Here is a 16,668-nt window from a genome sequence, read left to right as displayed (position 1 = left end):
CGGAACCGCCATGACCAGCCAACGGGATGAGACCAGGACACTCCGCGCGCTGGGGCTGGGGGAGGGTGGCACACGCCGCGTCACCGGGCTTTCGGTCGACAGCCGCGATGTGAAGCCCGGCCATCTCTTCTGCGCGATGCCCGGCACGCGGGTACATGGCGCGGAATTCATCTCCTATGCGCTGCGCATGGGCGCCGCCGCCGTGCTGACCGACACCGAGGGGGCTGCCATCGCCGCGCAGGATCTGGCCCGTCACGACGCCACGCTGGTGATTGCCGAGGAGCCTCGCCTGGCGCTGGCCCGCGCCGCCGCGCGCTGGTATGACCGCCAGCCCGAGGTGGCGGTGGCCGTTACCGGCACCAACGGCAAGACGTCGGTCGCGACCTTCACCCGGCAGATCTGGACGGCACTGGGCCATGCGGCCTGCAATATCGGCACCACGGGGGTTGAAGGCGCCTGGACGACGCGGCTGGCGCACACCACGCCCGAGCCGATCACGCTCCACCGGGTGCTGGCGGGCATGACCGATGCGGGCGTTACCCATGTCGCGATGGAGGCGTCGAGCCACGGGCTGGCGCAGCGTCGGGTGGACGGCGTCCATCTGGCGGCCGCCGCCTTCACCAATTTCAGCCAGGACCATCTCGACTACCATGCCAGCTTCGAGGAGTATTTCGCCGCCAAGGCGGGGCTCTTCACGCGGGTTCTGCCCGATGACGGCGGCGCAGTGATCAATCTCGACGATCCCAAGGGGCCGGTGATGGCCGCGCTGGCGCGCTCGCGCGGGCAGCGGCTGCTGACGGTGGGCCGCGCCGACAACGCCGATCTGCGTATCGAGGGGCAGCGGTTCGACGCCACCGGGCAGGAATTGCGTTTCCGCTGGCAGGGGGCGGTCCGACAGGTCCGGCTTGACCTGATCGGCGGGTTTCAGGCCGCCAACGCGCTGGCGGCTGCCGGGCTGGCCATCGCGTCGGCCGAGGCGCCCGATGCGGTCTTTGCGGCGCTGTCCAGCCTCTCCACCGTGCGCGGCCGGATGGAGCTTGCCGCTACGCGCGGCAACGGCGCGACGGTCTTCGTGGACTTCGCCCATACTCCCGGCGCGCTGGAGACCGCGCTGACCGCGCTCCGGCCCCATGTGATGGGACGGCTGGTGGTGGTTTTCGGCGCCGGCGGCAACCGGGACCGGGGCAAGCGCCCGCTGATGGGGCAGGCGGCGGCAAAACACGCGGATGTTGTATTTGTGACAGACGATAACCCGAGATCAGAGGATCCGGGGGCAATTCGTGCGGAAATAATGCAAGAATGTTCCGGGGCGACGGAGGTCAATGACCGCGCCGAGGCGATCCTGAGGGGGGTCGACGCGTTGGGTCCGGGCGATGCGCTGCTGATCGCGGGCAAGGGGCACGAGACCGGCCAGACCGTGGGCGACGACGTTTACCCGTTTGATGATGTGGAACAGGCCAGCGTGGCAGTCGCCGCGCTCGACGGGCGGGTGGCATGACGGCGCTCTGGACATCCGCCGCGGCCGTGGCCGCGACGGGCGGGCAGGTGCGGGGCGACTGGGTGGCGCTGGGTGTTTCGATCGACACGCGTAGCCTGCGGCCCGGCGATCTTTTCGTGGCGTTGACCGACCGGCGTGACGGCCACGATTTCGTAGCCAAGGCTCTGGCCGCCGGAGCTGCCGCCGCGCTGGTCAGCCGGGTGCCGGAAGATGTTGCGGAGGACGCGCCGCTCCTGATCGTGCCCGATGTGCTGGCCGCGCTGGAGGCACTGGGCCGCGCCGGGCGCGCCCGCAGCCAGGCAAAGGTCGTCGGCGTCACCGGCTCGGTTGGCAAGACCTCCACCAAGGAGATGCTGGTTGCCGCGCTCGAAGGGCAGGGCCGCGTCCATGCGGCCGAGAAGAGCTTCAACAACCACTGGGGCGTGCCGCTGACGCTGGCGCGGTTGCCCGAGGACGCCGATTTCGCGGTGATCGAGATCGGCATGAACCATCCGGGCGAGATCGCGCCGCTTTCGCGGCTCGCGCGGCCCCATGTCGGGTTGATCACCACGGTCGCCGCGGCGCATCTGGAAGCCTTCGATGGGCTGGAGGCGATCGCGCGGGAGAAGGGTGCGCTGGCCGAGGGGCTGGAACCCGGCGGCACCATGGTGCTCAACGCCGATATCGCTACCTTTCCGATCCTGCGCGCGATGGCGGGCGGGGCGCACGTGCTACGCTTCGGCGAGGACGTGGAGGCCGATGTCCGGGCGCTCTCGGTCACGCTCTCGGCGCAGGCGACGGTCGTGAAGGCCGATGTCGCGCGGGCGCCGCTGGTCTTCAAGATCGGCGCGGCGGGGCGGCACTTCGCGATGAACGCGCTGGGTGTCATGGCAGTCGTGCAGGCGCTGGGCGCCGATTGCGCGCTGGCGGCACTTGGCCTGGCCGGATGGGCACCGCCCGCGGGGCGGGGCACGCGCGGCTGGGTGCAGCTCGACGGGGTCGAGCCCGGCGCGGGAATCGAACTGATCGACGACGCCTTCAACGCCAATCCCGCCTCGATGGCGGCGGCGCTGGCGGTGCTGGCGGCCGCCGAGCCGGTGCATGACGTCGGCCGGATCGCGCGCGGGCGGCGCATCGCCGTCCTGGGCGACATGCTGGAACTGGGCCCGCGGGAGGCCGCGCTCCACGCCGCGCTGGCCGACGACCCGGCCATGCAGACGATCACGCGGGTGCATTGCGTGGGCCCGCGCATGGCCGCGCTCTGGGAGGCTCTGCCGCCCGAACGGCGCGGCGAACGGGCCGACGACGCCGAGGCATTGGCCGCGCGCGCCCATGCGCTGGTCGATCCCGGAGACGTGGTGCTGGTCAAGGGCTCCAAGGGCTCCCGCGTGAGCCTGGTGGTCGATGCGCTGCGCCGGCTGGGGCAGGCGGGTGCGGAACAAGAACGGGGGACGGGCTGAATGCTCTATCTGCTTACGGAACTGTCGGATGGGGGCGATTTCTTCAACCTGTTCCGCTACATCACCTTCCGCGCCGGCGGGGCGTTCTTCACCGCGCTCTGCTTCGGCTTTCTATTCGGGCGGCCGCTGATCGACCTGCTGCGCCGCAGGCAATCGAATGGCCAGCCGATCCGCGACGACGGGCCCGAGAGCCACATGCTGACCAAGGCCGGCACGCCCACCATGGGCGGGGTGCTGATCCTCGGCGCGCTGGTCGTCTCGACCCTTCTGTGGACCCGGCTCGACAACCCCTATGTCTGGATCACCCTCTTCGTGACCGCGGGCTTCGGGCTGATCGGTTTCGTGGACGATTACCGGAAAGTCACCCAGAACAACCACAAGGGCGTGTCCGGCAGGGTGCGGCTGGGCGTGGGCTTCCTGCTCGCCGCCTTCGCGGGCATCGCGGCGACACAGGTGCATCCGGGGGAACTGACAAACCAGCTCGCCCTGCCGGTCTTCAAGGACGTGCTGATCAATCTCGGGATATTCTTCGTGCCCTTCGCGATGATCGTGATCGTGGGCGCGGCCAATGCGGTGAACCTGACTGACGGGCTCGACGGGCTGGCGATCATGCCGGTGATGATCGCCGCCGGCACACTGGGTGTGATCGCCTATGCGGTGGGGCGCGTCGACTTCTCGGAATACCTCGACGTGCATTACGTGCCTGGCACGGGCGAGTTGCTGATCTTCTCGGCCGGGCTGATCGGCGGGGGGCTGGGATTTCTGTGGTACAACGCACCGCCTGCCGCCGTCTTCATGGGCGACACCGGGTCGCTGGCGCTGGGCGGCGCGCTGGGCGCCATCGCTGTGGTCACAAAGCACGAGATCGTGCTGGCCATCGTCGGCGGGCTCTTCGTGGTCGAGGCGCTGTCGGTCATCATCCAGGTGCTCTATTTCAAGCGCACCGGCAAGCGCGTCTTCCTGATGGCGCCGATCCACCATCACTTCGAGAAGAAAGGCTGGGCCGAGAGCCAGATCGTGGTGCGGTTCTGGATCATCGCGCTGATCCTGGCGCTGATCGGGCTGGCGACGCTGAAGGTGCGCTGAGCGGGCCGGCGGAAGGCCCGCGGCGCCCCGGCGCCGGAGACGCGAAAGAGGGAGCGGCATGATACCTGTGGCGGGATATGACGGTCGGCGGGTCGCGGTGCTGGGGCTCGGACGCTCGGGCCTGGCGGTCGCGCGCGCGCTGGAAGCCGGCGGCGCGGTGCCGCTGCTGTGGGACGACAGCGCCGAGGCCCGCGCCCGTGCCGACGATCAGGGCTTCTTCCTGCACGACCTCTCGCGCGCCAAGGCGTGGGAGGGGGTGGACCGGCTGATCGTCAGCCCCGGCATCCCGCATCTCTACCCCGCGCCCAACCGGATCGTGGCCGCCGCGCAGGAGGCGGGCGTGCCCGTGGACAACGATATCGGGCTCTTTTTCGCGTCGCTGGGCAGCGGCGACTGGGCCGCGTTCGACCAGCCGCCACGGGTGGTGGCGGTGACCGGCTCGAACGGCAAGTCCACCACCTCGGCGCTGATCGCGCACCTGCTGGAAAGCGCGGGCCGCCCGGTGCAGCTTGCGGGAAATATCGGGCGCGGCGTCTTCGATCTGGACCCGCCCTGCGATGGCGAGGTCATCGTGCTGGAACTGTCGAGCTACCAGATCGAGCTGGCCCGCGCGCTGACCCCCGATATCGCGGTCTTCCTGAACCTAACGCCCGACCATCTGGACCGGCATGGCGGGTTGGGCGGATATTTCGCGGCCAAGCGGCGGCTCTTCGCCGAGGGCGGGCCGGACCGCGCGGTGATCGGCGTCGATGAGCCGGAGGGCTGTTTCCTGGCCGGCCAGCTTGCCGAGGCGCCGGGCGATCTGCGGGTGATCCGCATCTCCGCCGGGCGCAAGCTGGGAGGACCGGGCTGGTCTGTCCATGCGCGCAAGGGATTCCTGGCGGAATGGCGCAAGGGTGCGCAGGTGGGCTCCTGCGATCTGCGCGAGATGCCGGGGCTGCCGGGCGCGCATAACCACCAGAACGCCTGCGCGGCCTGGGCGGTTATGCGCGCGCTCGGGCTCGGCCCGCGCGAGATCGAGGCGGGGCTCAGGGGCTTCGCGGGCCTGCCGCATCGCAGCCAGCTGGTGGCCGAGGCCGGCGGCGTGCGCTTCGTCAACGACAGCAAGGCCACCAATGCCGAGAGCGCGGCGCAGGCGCTGCAGGCCTTCGCGCGGATCCGCTGGATCGCGGGCGGGTTGGGCAAGGAGGGCGGCATCGCGCCGCTCGGCCCGCATCTGGGGGCGGTGGTGAAGGCCTACCTGATCGGCCATTCCGCGCATGATTTCGCGGCCCAGCTTCCCGACACGGCGCATGAGGTCTGCAGCACGATGGCCGAGGCCGTGGCGCGTGCCGCCGCCGAGGCCGAGCCGGGCGATACCGTTCTTCTGGCCCCGGCGGCGGCGAGTTTCGACCAGTACAAGGATTTCGAGGCGCGGGGCGAGGATTTCATGGCCCAGGTCGCGCGGGTCCTGGACCGGTCCTGACCCCGCGGCGGTGCGTGCCGCGCCAGGGGGGGGGGGTCTCCCCCATAAGCGCCGGGGCGGGCCGGGGGCCAGATCCTGAAAAGCCGAACGGGTGACGTTGGCCCGGAGCGAAGCCTCGTAATGCCCCCGCGCGGGAGCAAGGCCGCAGGCCGCCGCGCAGTCACCAGACCGCGCCGACGGGCTGGCGATCTGATGACACCCGTGCAAAGCCTCGATTTTGCTCGGATGTGGCAGGGATAAACCACCCTCCCGCTCATTCGTCGGATCGCCATCCCGCGGTCTGGCGAACCCGCGGCTTGTCCCAGACTCGCCAACGGTAATAGCGTATCGCGCCAATTCGGATTAAGGCCCGCCCCGGCGTCCGAGTGGGCGCGGCCCCGGATCAAGTCCGGGGCGGGGGCTCCGTTTAAACGCGACAGGCGCTAGCCCGCCGCGATGGCCGTGCCCGCCGCCCAGCCCGACGACCACGCCCATTGAAAGTTGTAGCCGCCGAGCCAGCCCGTGACGTCCACGACCTCGCCGATGAAATAGAGGCCCGGCACATGCCGCGACGCCAGGCTGCGCGCCTCCAGCGCGGCGGTATCGACGCCGCCCAGCGTGATTTCGGCGGTGCGGTAGCCCTCGGTGCCGGTGGGGGTGAGGGTCCAGCGTTCCAGCCGCGCGGCCAGCTTGGCTAGTGCGGCGTCGGACTGGTCGGCGAGATTGCCCTCGAGCCCCGTTTCCTGCGCGATCTCCGCGGCAAGGCGCCGGGGCAGCAACTCGGCCAGCACCGTGGCCGGCGCGCGCCGGCCGGACTGCGCCCGCTCCGCCCGGAGCCAGTCGAGCGCGTCGCGGCCGGGGCAGAGCGATATCTCGATCTCCGCGCCCTCCCGCCAATAGGAGGAGGCCTGGAGTACTGCCGGGCCGGACAAGCCGCGATGGGTGAAGAGCAGCGCTTCCTCGAAGCCGGTGCCGCCGGCGGTGACGCGCGCGGGCGCCGCTGTGCCGGCCAGCGCACGGCAGCGTTCCAGTGTATCGGCCGAGAAGGTGAGCGGCACCAGCGCGGGCCGGGTTTCGGTCACCGCATGGCCGAATTGCCGCGCGATGCTGTAGCCGTGCCCGGTGGCGCCCATCTTGGGGATCGACTTGCCGCCGCAGGCGATCACGAGGTTGCGGCACTCCACCCGGTCCGTCCGCGCGCCTGCGAGGTGCAGCGCAAAGCCTGCGCCGCCCGGTTCGACACGTTCCAGTGTGGTACCCAGGCTCAACTCCGCCCCGGCGCGCGCCTGTTCGTCGAGCAGCATGGCGATGATGTCCCTGGCCGAGCGGTCGCAGAAGAGCTGGCCCAGCGTCTTTTCGTGCCATCCGATCGCGTGGCGCTCCACCAGTTCGATGAAATCCCATTGCGTGTAGCGGGCCAGCGCGGAGCGCGCGAAATGCGGATTGGCCGACAGGAAATTCTCCGGGCCGCAATGCAGATTGGTGAAATTGCAGCGCCCGCCGCCGGAGATGCGGATCTTCTCGCCCGGCGCGCGGGCGTGGTCGATGACCAGCACGCGCCCGCCCGTCGCCCCCGCATGGGCCGCGCAGAACATCCCCGCCGCGCCCGCGCCGAGGATCACGGTGTCGTATCGGGTTGCCTGCCGTGCCGCCATCGCCGCCTCTGAGCATGGATGCGCGGGGCTGGCAAGTCACATCTGGCGCGGCGGCGCGTTTCGCGCTAGACTGCCGCCCAGACCCGGAAAACGGGCGGTACATGAGGCATAGAGGCGGTATTCCATGACTGAAATGGTCTATGGCACGGTTGCTGCGCAGCCGGGTGATCCCGTTCTTCCGCGCTGGTGGCGGACCGTGGACCGCTGGACGATGTCCGCGGTGCTTCTGCTTTTCGGGATCGGGATCCTGCTGGGGTTGGCGGCCTCGCCCCCGCTGGCGGCCAAGAACGGCTACGAACCCTTCTTCTATGTCAAGAAACAGGCGCTCTTCGGCGGCCTGGCGCTGGTGGCGATGTTCGTCACCTCGATGATGTCGCCGCAACTGGTGCGCCGCCTGGGCGTGCTTGGCTTCTTCGCGGCCTTTGCCGGGCTGGTCATGCTGCCGGTCTTCGGCACGGATTTCGGCAAGGGCGCGGTCCGGTGGTATTCGCTGGGCTTCGGGTCGGTGCAGCCTTCGGAGTTCCTGAAGCCCGGCTTCGTCGTGCTGGGCGCCTGGCTGATCGCCGCCGCCGCCGAGATCAACGGCCCACCGGGAAAGACCATATCGCTGGCCATCGCGACCGTCATCGCCGGTTTCCTGGCGCTGCAGCCGGATTTCGGGCAGGCGGTGCTGATCCTCTTCGGCTGGGGGGTTATGTACTTCGTGGCGGGGGCGCCGCTGCTGCTGCTGTTTGCCATCGCCGGCAGCACGGTTTTCCTGGGCACGCTGGCCTACCGCAATTCGGAACATTTCGCCCGGCGCATCGACGGTTTCCTGACGCCGGAGGTCGATCCGACCACGCAGATCGGGTATGCCACCAACGCGATCCGCGAGGGCGGTTTCTTCGGCGTCGGCGTCGGTGAGGGGTCGGTCAAGTGGTCGTTGCCCGATGCCCATACCGATTTCATCATCGCCGTTGCGGCCGAGGAATACGGTCTGGTCCTGGTGCTCTGCATCATCGGGCTTTACGCGCTGATCACGGTGCGCTCGCTCCTGCGGCTGATGCGCGAGCGTGAGCCCTTCATTCGCCTGGCGGGCACCGGGATCGCTTGCCTTTTCGGCCTGCAGGCCTTCATCAACATGGGTGTGGCGGTGCGGCTCCTGCCGGCCAAGGGCATGACGCTGCCCTTCGTGAGCTATGGCGGCTCCTCGCTGATCGCGGGGGGTATCGCGCTGGGCATGCTGCTGGCCTTCACGCGCACCCGCCCGCAGGGCGAGATGAGCGACATCCTGCGGCGTCGCTGGCAGTGACGAGAGGAGACGGAACAAGGGCATGACCGGACACGCGCCATTGCTGATCCTCGCGGCCGGCGGGACCGGCGGACACATGTTCCCGGCCCAGGCGCTGGCCGAGGCGATGCTGCGGCGCGGCTGGCGGGTGCGGCTTTCGACCGACGCGCGCGGCGCGCGCTACACCGGTGGCTTTCCGCATGTGGTCGAGGTCGACGTGATCCCCTCGGCGACCTTCGCGCGCGGCGGGCTGTTGGCGCGCGCGCTGGCGCCGTTCCGGATCGCCGACGGCATCGCCAAGGCGGCGCTTTCCATGTTGCGCGACCGGCCGGACGTGGTGGCGGGCTTCGGCGGCTATCCGTCGATCCCTGCGCTGGCCGCGGCCCGGCTCCTGCGTCTGCCGCGCATGATCCACGAGCAGAACGGCGTACTTGGCCGGGTCAACACGCATTTCGCCCCGCGCGTCGATGCGGTGGCCTGCGGCACCTGGCCCACCGCGCTGCCGGACGGCGTGGAGGGGGTCCATACCGGCAACCCGGTGCGCGTGGCGGTGATGGAACGCGCGGGCGCGCCCTATATCCCGCCGGGCGATTATCCGCTGAGCCTGCTGGTCATGGGCGGCTCGCAGGGCGCGCGGATCCTGTCGGACGTGGTGCCGGCGGCGGTCGCCGCGCTGCCGGACGAACTGCGCGCGCGCATCCGCGTCGCGCATCAGGCGCGCGAGGAGGATGTCGAGCGGGTGCGTACCGCCTATGACGGGATCGGGCTGGGCGCCGAGGTGGAAACCTTCTTCACCGATATCCCGCGGCGCATCAGCGAGGCGCAGCTTGTTGTCAGCCGCGCCGGGGCCTCGTCCGTGGCGGACCTCACGGTTATCGGCCGGCCGTCGATCCTTGTGCCCTTCGCCGCCGCGACGGGTGACCATCAGACCGCGAACGCACATGGCCTGGTCGAGGCCGGGGCGTCGGTCCTGATCCCGGAATCGCGGCTTGAACCCGGCACACTTTCGGAGCAGATAGCCGCGATCCTGACGAATCCCGAGGCCGCCGTGAAAATGGCCCATGCGGCGCTCGCGGCGGGGCGTCCGGACGCCACCGAGGCGCTGGTGGAGATGGTCGAGAACCTGGCGAGAAGGAGCACCTCATGAACGCCGCCGCGACGAAGCTGCCGATCGAGCTTGGCCCGATCCATTTCACCGGCATCGGCGGCATCGGCATGTCCGGCATCGCGGAGGTGCTGCTCAACCACGACTACACGGTTCAGGGCTCGGACCTGAAGGCGTCGAAGATCACCGAGCGGCTGGAGAAACTGGGCGCCACGGTCTTCATCGGGCAGGCGCCCGAGAACCTGGCCGAGGCCGAGGTCGTGGTGATTTCCAGCGCGATCAAGGACGGCAACCCCGAGCTGGAGGAGGCCCGCCGTCGCGGTCTGCCGGTGGTGCGCCGGGCCGAGATGCTGGCCGAGCTTATGCGGCTCAAGTCCAATATCGCGGTGGCCGGCACCCACGGCAAGACCACCACCACCACGATGATGGCGGAACTGATGGTGGCCGGCGGGTTCGACCCCACGGTGGTCAATGGCGGCATCATCCACGCCTATGGCTCCAACGCGCGGATGGGGGCGGGCGAATGGATGGTGGTGGAAGCCGACGAGAGCGATGGCACGTTCAACCGGCTGCCCGCCACGATCGCGATCGTCACCAATATCGACCCCGAGCACATGGAGCATTGGGGCAGTTTCGAGAAGCTCCGGCAGGGCTTTACCGATTTCGTCTCCAATATCCCCTTCTACGGGCTTGCGGTACTCTGCACCGACCACCCGGAAGTGCAGGCGCTGGTCGGCCGCATCCGTGACCGCCGCGTCGTGACCTTCGGCTTCAACGCGCAGGCCGACGTGCGGGCCGAGAACCTGCACTACAAGGCCGGGGTGGCGCATTTCGACATCGCGCTGAATGCGGAAGGCGCGCGGATCGAGGGCTGCAGCCTGCCGATGCCGGGCGACCACAATATCTCCAACGCGCTGGCCGCGGTGGCGGTGGCGCGGCATCTGGGCATGAAGCGCGCCGAGATCCGCGCCGCGCTGGCGGGCTTCGGCGGTGTCAACCGGCGCTTCACCCGAGTGGGCGAGGTCAACGGGGCTGCTGTCATCGACGATTACGGCCACCACCCGGTGGAGATCGCCGCGGTGCTGCGCGCCGCGCGGCAGGCCGTGGGCGAGGGCGGCGGGCGCGTCATTGCGGTGCATCAGCCGCACCGCTATTCGCGGCTCTCCAACCTGTTCGAGGATTTCTGCGCCTGTTTCAACGATGCCGACGTGGTGGGCATCGCCGAGGTCTTCGCCGCTGGAGAGGACCCGGTTCCGGGCGCCTCGCGTGACGATCTGGTGGCCGGGCTGACACGGCACGGGCATCGCCAAGCTGTTGCGCTGGAGGGCGAGGCCGACCTCGCCCGCTTGGTGCAGGCCACCGCGCGGCCCGGCGATATCGTGGTTTGCCTCGGCGCCGGCACGATCTCGGCCTGGGCACATGGGCTCGTGGCCGGCAAGGCGGCCTGACCCGATGGCCGGGGCGCTGCGCCGGCGTATCGGGCTGGGCCTGCTCACCGGCTATGGCGTGGGTGTCATGGTGGGCGCCGGCATCTATGTGCTCGTGGGCGCGGTCGCGGCGCAGGCCGGCATCTGGGCGCCGCTCGCCTTCGGCCTCGCGGGGCTGGTGGCGGCACCTTCCGCGCTTTCCTATGCCGAGCTTTCCACCCGCATCCCCGAAGCCGCGGGCGAGGCCGCCTTCATCGAGAAGGGGCTGCGCCTGCACTGGCTCGCAGTGCTCGTCGGGTTGGGCATCGTGGTGGCGGGCACGGTCTCGGCCGCGGCGGTGCTGCGCGGCGGGGTGGGTTACCTGACATCGGTGATCGACTTGGCGCCCTGGCTCGCCATCCTGCTGGCCGGCGGCGCGCTGGTCGCGGTGGCGGTTCTGGGCGTGCTGGAGAGCCTGGCGCTGGCCACCGCCTTCACCCTGGCCGAGGTGGCGGGGCTGGGCATGGTAAGCTGGGCCGGCTTGGCCGCCGGCGCGCCCTCACCCGACTGGCTGGCGGGCGGCGCGGTGCCCTGGACCGGGCTGGGCACGGCGGCTGTACTGGCCTTCTTCGCCTTCATCGGCTTCGAGGACATCGTCAACATGGCCGAGGAGGTGCGCCGCCCCGAATACACGCTGCCGCGCGCGATCCTTCTGTCTCTGGCGATCACAACGGCGCTTTATGCGCTGGTCAGCTTCGCGGCCGTGCGGGCGGTTCCGCTGGCCGCGCTGGGGGGCAGCGAACAGCCGCTCGCGCTGGTCTGGGAGACGGCCACCGGGCGCGGTGCGCGTTTCCTGTCGCTGATCGCGGTGGCGGCGGCGATGAACGGCGTTCTGGCGCAGATCGTGATGGCCAGCCGAGTGCTCTTCGGGCTGGGCAAGCGCACGCCGAGGCTGGCGGTCTTCCACCGCGCGCATCCCCGGTTCGGCACGCCGGTCGCGGCGACGCTGCTGGTGGGGGCGGCGGTGATCATGGCCGCCCTCCTGTTGCCGGTGGCCGCGCTGGCGGGCATGACCTCGGTCGTGCTGCTGGCGGTCTTCGTGACCGTCAACGCGGCGCTGATCGCGCTCAAGCGCCGTGTGCCGGAGGCGCCGTTCCGCGTGCCGGGCTGGGTGCCGCAGGCGGGGCTGATCGCGGCGCTGGGTGCGCTGGCGGTTGCGCTTGCGGGGGCGGCATGACCGTCTCGCTGGGCCTGGCCTGCCTCTGGGCGCTGGTCGCCAATGTCGCGGCGCTCTTTCCCAGCCGCGACCACCACTGGCGCTTCGCCTACGCGATGATCGCGCTGGGCATTCCGCTGCTGGGCTGGGTGACCTACCAGAACGGCCCCTGGGTGGGGCTGTTGGTCATGGCCGCGGGCGCCTCGGTGCTGCGCTGGCCGGTGATCTATCTGGGCCGGTGGGTGGTGCGGTGGCTCTCGCGCTGAGCCGCGGGGCTTTACCTGCGGCCCGGATCGGGGCAAAAGCCGGGGCATGACCCGGACGATACCCCATACGATGCCCCGGACGCGCGGCGCGCTGACGCCGGGGCGGCCGCTGGCCGATCTGACCTGGCTGCGGGTGGGCGGACCGGCCGAGTGGCTCTTCCAGCCCGCCGATACCGACGATCTGGCGGCATTCCTGAAGGCCCTGCCGGCCGAGATGCCGATCTTTCCCATCGGCGTGGGCTCCAACCTCATCGTGCGCGACGGCGGCCTGCGCGGCGTGGTGATCCGGCTGGGGCGCGGCTTCAACGCGATCACGGTCGAGGACGGACGGGTGCGCACCGGGGCGGCGGCGCTCGACGCACATGTGGCACGCAAGGCTGCGGCGGCGGGGATCGACCTGGGCTTCCTGCGCACCATTCCGGGCGCCATCGGCGGCGCGCTGCGGATGAATGCCGGCTGCTACGGGCGCTACATGGCCGATGTGCTGGTCGAGGCCCGCGCCGTCACGCGGGCTGGCGAGGTCGTGACGCTGACCCCCGGCGATCTTGATTTTTCCTATCGTTACAGTGCCTTGCCGGATGGATGGGTGATCACCGAGGCGGTGCTGCAAGGCCCCTCCGGCGCGCCTGAGGCGCTGGAGGCCGCGATGGCCGAGCAGCTTGCCCGGCGTGATGCCACGCAGCCCGTGCGCGACCGCACCGCGGGCTCCACCTTCCGCAACCCGGCCGGGTATTCCTCCACCGGGCGGGCCGACGATGTGCACGATCTCAAGGCCTGGCGGGTGATCGACGCCGCCGGGATGCGCGGCGCGCGCCGGGGCGGGGCGGTGATGAACGAGATGCACCCGAATTTCCTGACCAATGCCGGCGGTGCTACGGCCGCCGATCTGGAAGGATTGGGCGAGGCGGTGCGAAAAAGGGTTTTGCAGCACAGCGGAATTTCGCTAGAGTGGGAAATCATGAGGGTCGGCGAACCGGCCCCGGATAAAGGCAAAGAAAACAAAGAATAAGGCAAGGGGCCGAAACACGGTTCCAGAGCGGTAGACGAGGCGGGCATGTCGAGCAGGACAGCCCCCGTAGTGGCAGTACTGATGGGCGGCCCGTCCGCCGAGCGCGAAGTGTCGCTCTCGTCGGGCCGGGAATGCGCCAATGCACTTCGGGGCGAAGGATTTCAGGTGATCGAGCTGGACGCCGGGCCGGATCTGGCCGCCCGTCTGGACGAGTTGCGCCCCGATGTCGCCTTCAACGCGCTGCATGGCCGCTGGGGCGAGGATGGCTGCGTGCAGGGTCTGCTGGAATGGATCGGGCTGCCCTACACCCATTCCGGGGTACTGTCCTCGGCGCTGGCGATGGACAAGGAGCGCACCAAGGCGGTCTACCGCGCCGCCGGGTTGCCGGTGGTGGAGAGCCTCCTGACCGAGCGCGACGTGGCCTCGCGGGTGCATGCGATGGACCCGCCCTATGTCATCAAGCCCAACAACGAAGGCTCCTCGGTCGGCATCTACCTGGTGGCCGAGGGCGCCAACGCGCCGCCGAAGCTACCCGCGACCATGCCCGAGACGGTAATGGTGGAGGCCTATGTGCCGGGCCGCGAACTGACCGTGACGGTCATGGGCGACCGGGCGCTGACCGTCACCGATATCATCACCGACGGCTGGTACGACTACGACGCCAAGTACAAGCACGGAGGCTCGCGCCACGTGCTGCCCGCCGATCTGCCCGGCGAGATATTCGACGCCTGCCTGGACTATGCCCGTCGCGCTCATGACGCGCTGGGCTGCCGGGGCCTCAGCCGCACGGATTTCCGCTGGGACGAGACACGCGGGCAGGATGGGCTTTACCTGCTGGAGACGAACACGCAGCCGGGCATGACGCCGACCTCGCTCAGCCCGGAACAGGCCGAGCATTGCGGCATCGGGTTCGGTGCGCTCTGCGCCTGGATGGTGGAGGACGCATCATGCAACCGCTGATGCCCCTGGCCCGCGATCCGGCGCCCAGCCGCTGGTCATACCGCATACAGCGCATGTGGCTGACACCGCTCTACCGTGGCCTGTTGCGCAAGGGGCTGCCCGTTTTCCTGCTGCTCTTCGCCATCGGCTGGTATGTGACCGACGCCGAGCGGTTGGAGGCGCTGCAGATCTGGGCCGACGATCTGCGCCGCTCGATCGAGGAGCGGCCGGAGTTCATGGTGCGGCTGATGAAGATCGAGGGCGCCTCACCGGAACTGTCCGGGGACATTCGCGAGATCATGCCGCTAGACCTGCCGCTCAGCAGCTTCGATCTGGATCTCGATCATATGCGTGGCGAAATCAGCGGGCTCGATGCGGTCGCCGGGGCGGAACTGCGCGTCGTCTCCGGCGGGGTGCTGATGGTACGGGTGACCGAACGCCTGCCGGCGGTGGTCTGGCGGTCGCGCCGGGGGCTGGAACTGCTGGACGCGGAGGGTCACCGCGTCGCGGCGCTGGAACGGCGCGGGGATGCGCCCGAACTGCCACTCGTCGCGGGCGAAGGGGCCGAACGCGCGGTGCCCGAGGCGCTGGAGCTGATCGCGGCGGCGGCGCCGATCTCCGACCGGCTGCGCGGGCTCAGGCGCATCGGCGAGCGGCGCTGGGATGTGGTGCTCGACCGCGACCAGCGGATCATGCTGCCTGAGCACGCGCCGATCGCCGCGCTCGAGCGGGTGATCGCGCTCGACAATTCCGCGTCCGACGTGCTGGCCCGCGACGTGACCGTGGTCGACATGCGCGACGGGCGCCGCCCGATCCTGCGGCTGACCGCCGAGGCGATGGAGGAGTTGCGCCGGCTGCGCGCTCTGGACGGCAAGAGGGGAGAGGACGCCTGATGACGCAGTTGTACCAGTCTCAACGCGCGATGCGCCACAAGCGGCAGGCCGCCATGCAGAGGGGCGTCGTCGCCATTCTGGATGTCGGCACGTCCAAGATCGCCTGCCTCGTGCTGCGTTTCGACGGGCTGCAGACCGAGAAGACCGTGGATGGCGTTGGGCCGATGGCGGGGCAGTCGCGCTTCCGCGTGATCGGGGCGGCGACGACGCGCTCGCGCGGGGTGCGCTTCGGTGAGATCGACGCCATGCAGGAGACCGAGCGCGCGATCCGCACCGCCGTTCAGGGCGCCCAGAAGATGGCGAATGTCCGGGTGGATCACGTGATCGCCAGCTTCTCCGGCGCGCGGCCGCGCAGCTACGGGCTGGCCGGCGAGGTGGAGTTGGAGGCCGGCGGCGGCGTGACGGAATGCGACGTCGCGCGGGTGCTCGCGGCCTGTGAGGTGCCCGATTACGGCACCGACCGAGAGGCGCTGCACGCGCAGCCGGTCAACTTCGCCATCGACCACCGATCCGGCCTCGGCGATCCGCGCGGGCAGATCGGCAACCGGCTGGCCGCCGACATGCATCTGCTGACGGTGGACCGCGCCGCCGTCGAGAACCTGCTTTACTGTATCAAGCGCTGCGATCTGGAACTGGCCGGGATCGCCTCCTCGGCATATGCCGCGGGGATCTCCGCGATGGTGGAGGACGAACAGGAACTGGGCGCGGCCTGCATCGACATGGGCGGCGGGTCCACCGGCATTTCGGTTTTCATGAAGAAACACATGATTATCGCCGACAGCGTGCGTCTGGGCGGAGACCATGTGACGGCGGATATCTCCAAGGGGTTGCAGGTGCCGATTGCCACGGCCGAACGCATCAAGACCTTTTATGGCGGGGTCGTCGCCACCGGCATGGACGATCGCGAGACGATCGAGACCGGCGGCGATACCGGCGACTGGGAACACGACCGCCGCAGCGTAAGCCGCGCCGAACTGATCGGCGTGATGCGCCCGCGGGTCGAGGAGATCCTCGAAGAGGCCCGCAGCCGGCTCGACGCGGCGGGTTTCGACAACCTGCCCGGCCAGCGCATCGTGCTGACCGGCGGCGCGAGTCAGATACCGGGCCTCGACGGACTGGCGGGGCGCATCCTGGGCCAGAACGTACGCCTGGGCCGGCCGCTCCGCGTTCACGGGCTGCCACAGGCGGCCACCGGGCCCGCCTTCGCGGCCTGTGTCGGGCTCTGCCTTTTCGCCGCGCACCCGCAGGACGAGTGGTGGGATTTCGAGATTCCGGCGGAACGGTATCCGGCCCGCTCGCTGCGCCGCGCGGTGAAATGGTTTAAGGACAACTGGTAAGATGCAAAAGCTAAACCGCAATATCTGGGCACCTAGGCGAAATGCCGCCGGCAGGCGCGACAAGATCCCAATATATTGTGGCAAAATCGCGATTTCTTGGTGACC

The 16,668-nt window shown here is 69.7% G+C and carries 14 protein-coding genes; 13 read left to right on the top strand and 1 reads right to left on the bottom strand.

Annotated features, from left to right (window positions below; translation table 11 throughout):
- Positions 1 to 10: 10 nt before the first annotated feature.
- The 4 genes from DDZ14_RS02570 to murD are packed head-to-tail and all read left to right on the top strand — an operon-like array spanning position 11 to position 5,488.
- Positions 11 to 1,498 carry a UDP-N-acetylmuramoyl-L-alanyl-D-glutamate--2,6-diaminopimelate ligase gene (locus tag DDZ14_RS02570; RefSeq protein WP_109423378.1) on the top strand — a complete coding sequence of 496 codons (1,488 nt, stop codon included), beginning with the start codon at positions 11 to 13 and terminating at the stop codon, positions 1,496 to 1,498.
- Complete coding sequence (gene murF / locus DDZ14_RS02565; RefSeq protein ID WP_109423377.1) at positions 1,495 to 2,937, top strand: UDP-N-acetylmuramoyl-tripeptide--D-alanyl-D-alanine ligase; 1,443 nt, start codon at positions 1,495 to 1,497, stop codon at positions 2,935 to 2,937. Before DDZ14_RS02570 ends, murF begins: the two co-directional genes overlap by 4 nt.
- A complete protein-coding gene (gene mraY / locus DDZ14_RS02560; RefSeq protein ID WP_109423376.1) occupies positions 2,938 to 4,023 on the top strand; it encodes a phospho-N-acetylmuramoyl-pentapeptide-transferase in 1,086 nt (361 codons plus the stop codon).
- Between the two features lie 58 nt (positions 4,024 to 4,081).
- Positions 4,082 to 5,488: a UDP-N-acetylmuramoyl-L-alanine--D-glutamate ligase gene (gene murD / locus DDZ14_RS02555; protein ID WP_109423375.1), complete on the top strand. Its 1,407-nt coding sequence runs from the start codon at positions 4,082 to 4,084 to the stop codon at positions 5,486 to 5,488.
- Positions 5,489 to 5,910: 422 nt separating this feature from the next.
- Here murD and DDZ14_RS02550 read toward each other — a convergent pair whose 3' ends face one another.
- On the bottom strand, positions 5,911 to 7,122 hold the full coding sequence (locus tag DDZ14_RS02550) for an NAD(P)/FAD-dependent oxidoreductase (RefSeq protein WP_109423374.1): 1,212 nt from the start codon (positions 7,120 to 7,122) through the stop codon (positions 5,911 to 5,913).
- Positions 7,123 to 7,246: 124 nt separating this feature from the next.
- Here DDZ14_RS02550 and DDZ14_RS02545 point away from each other — a divergent pair, with 124 nt between their 5' ends.
- The 9 genes from DDZ14_RS02545 to ftsA are packed head-to-tail and all read left to right on the top strand — an operon-like array spanning position 7,247 to position 16,563.
- Positions 7,247 to 8,413 carry a putative peptidoglycan glycosyltransferase FtsW gene (locus DDZ14_RS02545; protein WP_109423373.1) on the top strand — a complete coding sequence of 389 codons (1,167 nt, stop codon included), beginning with the start codon at positions 7,247 to 7,249 and terminating at the stop codon, positions 8,411 to 8,413.
- A 22-nt stretch (positions 8,414 to 8,435) separates the two neighbouring features.
- Positions 8,436 to 9,539 carry a UDP-N-acetylglucosamine--N-acetylmuramyl-(pentapeptide) pyrophosphoryl-undecaprenol N-acetylglucosamine transferase gene (locus tag DDZ14_RS02540; protein ID WP_109423372.1) on the top strand — a complete coding sequence of 368 codons (1,104 nt, stop codon included), beginning with the start codon at positions 8,436 to 8,438 and terminating at the stop codon, positions 9,537 to 9,539.
- Positions 9,536 to 10,945, top strand: coding sequence for a UDP-N-acetylmuramate--L-alanine ligase (gene murC / locus DDZ14_RS02535; protein WP_109423371.1), 1,410 nt, complete (start codon positions 9,536 to 9,538; stop codon positions 10,943 to 10,945). The genes DDZ14_RS02540 and murC overlap by 4 nt, the downstream gene beginning before the upstream one ends.
- Before the next feature lie 4 nt (positions 10,946 to 10,949).
- Positions 10,950 to 12,140: an APC family permease gene (locus DDZ14_RS02530; protein WP_109423370.1), complete on the top strand. Its 1,191-nt coding sequence runs from the start codon at positions 10,950 to 10,952 to the stop codon at positions 12,138 to 12,140.
- Positions 12,137 to 12,385, top strand: a complete 249-nt coding sequence (locus tag DDZ14_RS02525) for a DUF2484 family protein (RefSeq protein WP_109423369.1) — start codon at positions 12,137 to 12,139, stop codon at positions 12,383 to 12,385. The genes DDZ14_RS02530 and DDZ14_RS02525 overlap by 4 nt, the downstream gene beginning before the upstream one ends.
- A 46-nt stretch (positions 12,386 to 12,431) precedes the next feature.
- Positions 12,432 to 13,394, top strand: coding sequence for a UDP-N-acetylmuramate dehydrogenase (gene murB, locus DDZ14_RS02520; protein WP_233252444.1), 963 nt, complete (start codon positions 12,432 to 12,434; stop codon positions 13,392 to 13,394).
- Between the two features lie 45 nt (positions 13,395 to 13,439).
- On the top strand, positions 13,440 to 14,354 hold the full coding sequence (locus tag DDZ14_RS02515) for a D-alanine--D-alanine ligase (protein ID WP_109423367.1): 915 nt from the start codon (positions 13,440 to 13,442) through the stop codon (positions 14,352 to 14,354).
- Positions 14,342 to 15,226 (top strand): cell division protein FtsQ/DivIB, encoded by an 885-nt coding sequence (locus DDZ14_RS02510; RefSeq protein WP_109423366.1) that lies wholly within the window; start codon positions 14,342 to 14,344, stop codon positions 15,224 to 15,226. The genes DDZ14_RS02515 and DDZ14_RS02510 overlap by 13 nt, the downstream gene beginning before the upstream one ends.
- Positions 15,226 to 16,563 carry a cell division protein FtsA gene (gene ftsA / locus DDZ14_RS02505; RefSeq protein ID WP_109423365.1) on the top strand — a complete coding sequence of 446 codons (1,338 nt, stop codon included), beginning with the start codon at positions 15,226 to 15,228 and terminating at the stop codon, positions 16,561 to 16,563. Before DDZ14_RS02510 ends, ftsA begins: the two co-directional genes overlap by 1 nt.
- The last annotated feature ends 105 nt before the right edge of the window (positions 16,564 to 16,668 follow it).

The organism is Maritimibacter sp. 55A14 (assembly GCF_003122205.1).
Classification (GTDB): Bacteria; Pseudomonadota; Alphaproteobacteria; order Rhodobacterales; family Rhodobacteraceae; genus QEYE01.
Note: the sequence above shows the minus strand (reverse complement) of the source record. Positions and strands in the feature narration are given on the sequence as shown.

Excerpts from the sequence above, each read along its gene's own strand:
- DDZ14_RS02570 (WP_109423378.1), top strand. The coding sequence starts at position 11 with ATGACCAGCCAACGGGATGAGACCAGGACACTCCGCGCGCTGGGGCTG.
- DDZ14_RS02515 (WP_109423367.1), top strand. The coding sequence starts at position 13,440 with ATGTCGAGCAGGACAGCCCCCGTAGTGGCAGTACTGATGGGCGGCCCG.
- DDZ14_RS02530 (WP_109423370.1), top strand. The coding sequence starts at position 10,950 with ATGGCCGGGGCGCTGCGCCGGCGTATCGGGCTGGGCCTGCTCACCGGC.
- murB (WP_233252444.1), top strand. The coding sequence starts at position 12,432 with ATGACCCGGACGATACCCCATACGATGCCCCGGACGCGCGGCGCGCTG.
- mraY (WP_109423376.1), top strand. The coding sequence starts at position 2,938 with ATGCTCTATCTGCTTACGGAACTGTCGGATGGGGGCGATTTCTTCAAC.
- DDZ14_RS02540 (WP_109423372.1), top strand. The coding sequence starts at position 8,436 with ATGACCGGACACGCGCCATTGCTGATCCTCGCGGCCGGCGGGACCGGC.
- DDZ14_RS02545 (WP_109423373.1), top strand. The coding sequence starts at position 7,247 with ATGACTGAAATGGTCTATGGCACGGTTGCTGCGCAGCCGGGTGATCCC.
- murF (WP_109423377.1), top strand. The coding sequence starts at position 1,495 with ATGACGGCGCTCTGGACATCCGCCGCGGCCGTGGCCGCGACGGGCGGG.
- ftsA (WP_109423365.1), top strand. The coding sequence starts at position 15,226 with ATGACGCAGTTGTACCAGTCTCAACGCGCGATGCGCCACAAGCGGCAG.
- murD (WP_109423375.1), top strand. The coding sequence starts at position 4,082 with ATGATACCTGTGGCGGGATATGACGGTCGGCGGGTCGCGGTGCTGGGG.
- murC (WP_109423371.1), top strand. The coding sequence starts at position 9,536 with ATGAACGCCGCCGCGACGAAGCTGCCGATCGAGCTTGGCCCGATCCAT.
- DDZ14_RS02525 (WP_109423369.1), top strand. The coding sequence starts at position 12,137 with ATGACCGTCTCGCTGGGCCTGGCCTGCCTCTGGGCGCTGGTCGCCAAT.
- DDZ14_RS02550 (WP_109423374.1), bottom strand. The coding sequence starts at position 7,122 with ATGGCGGCACGGCAGGCAACCCGATACGACACCGTGATCCTCGGCGCG.
- DDZ14_RS02510 (WP_109423366.1), top strand. The coding sequence starts at position 14,342 with ATGCAACCGCTGATGCCCCTGGCCCGCGATCCGGCGCCCAGCCGCTGG.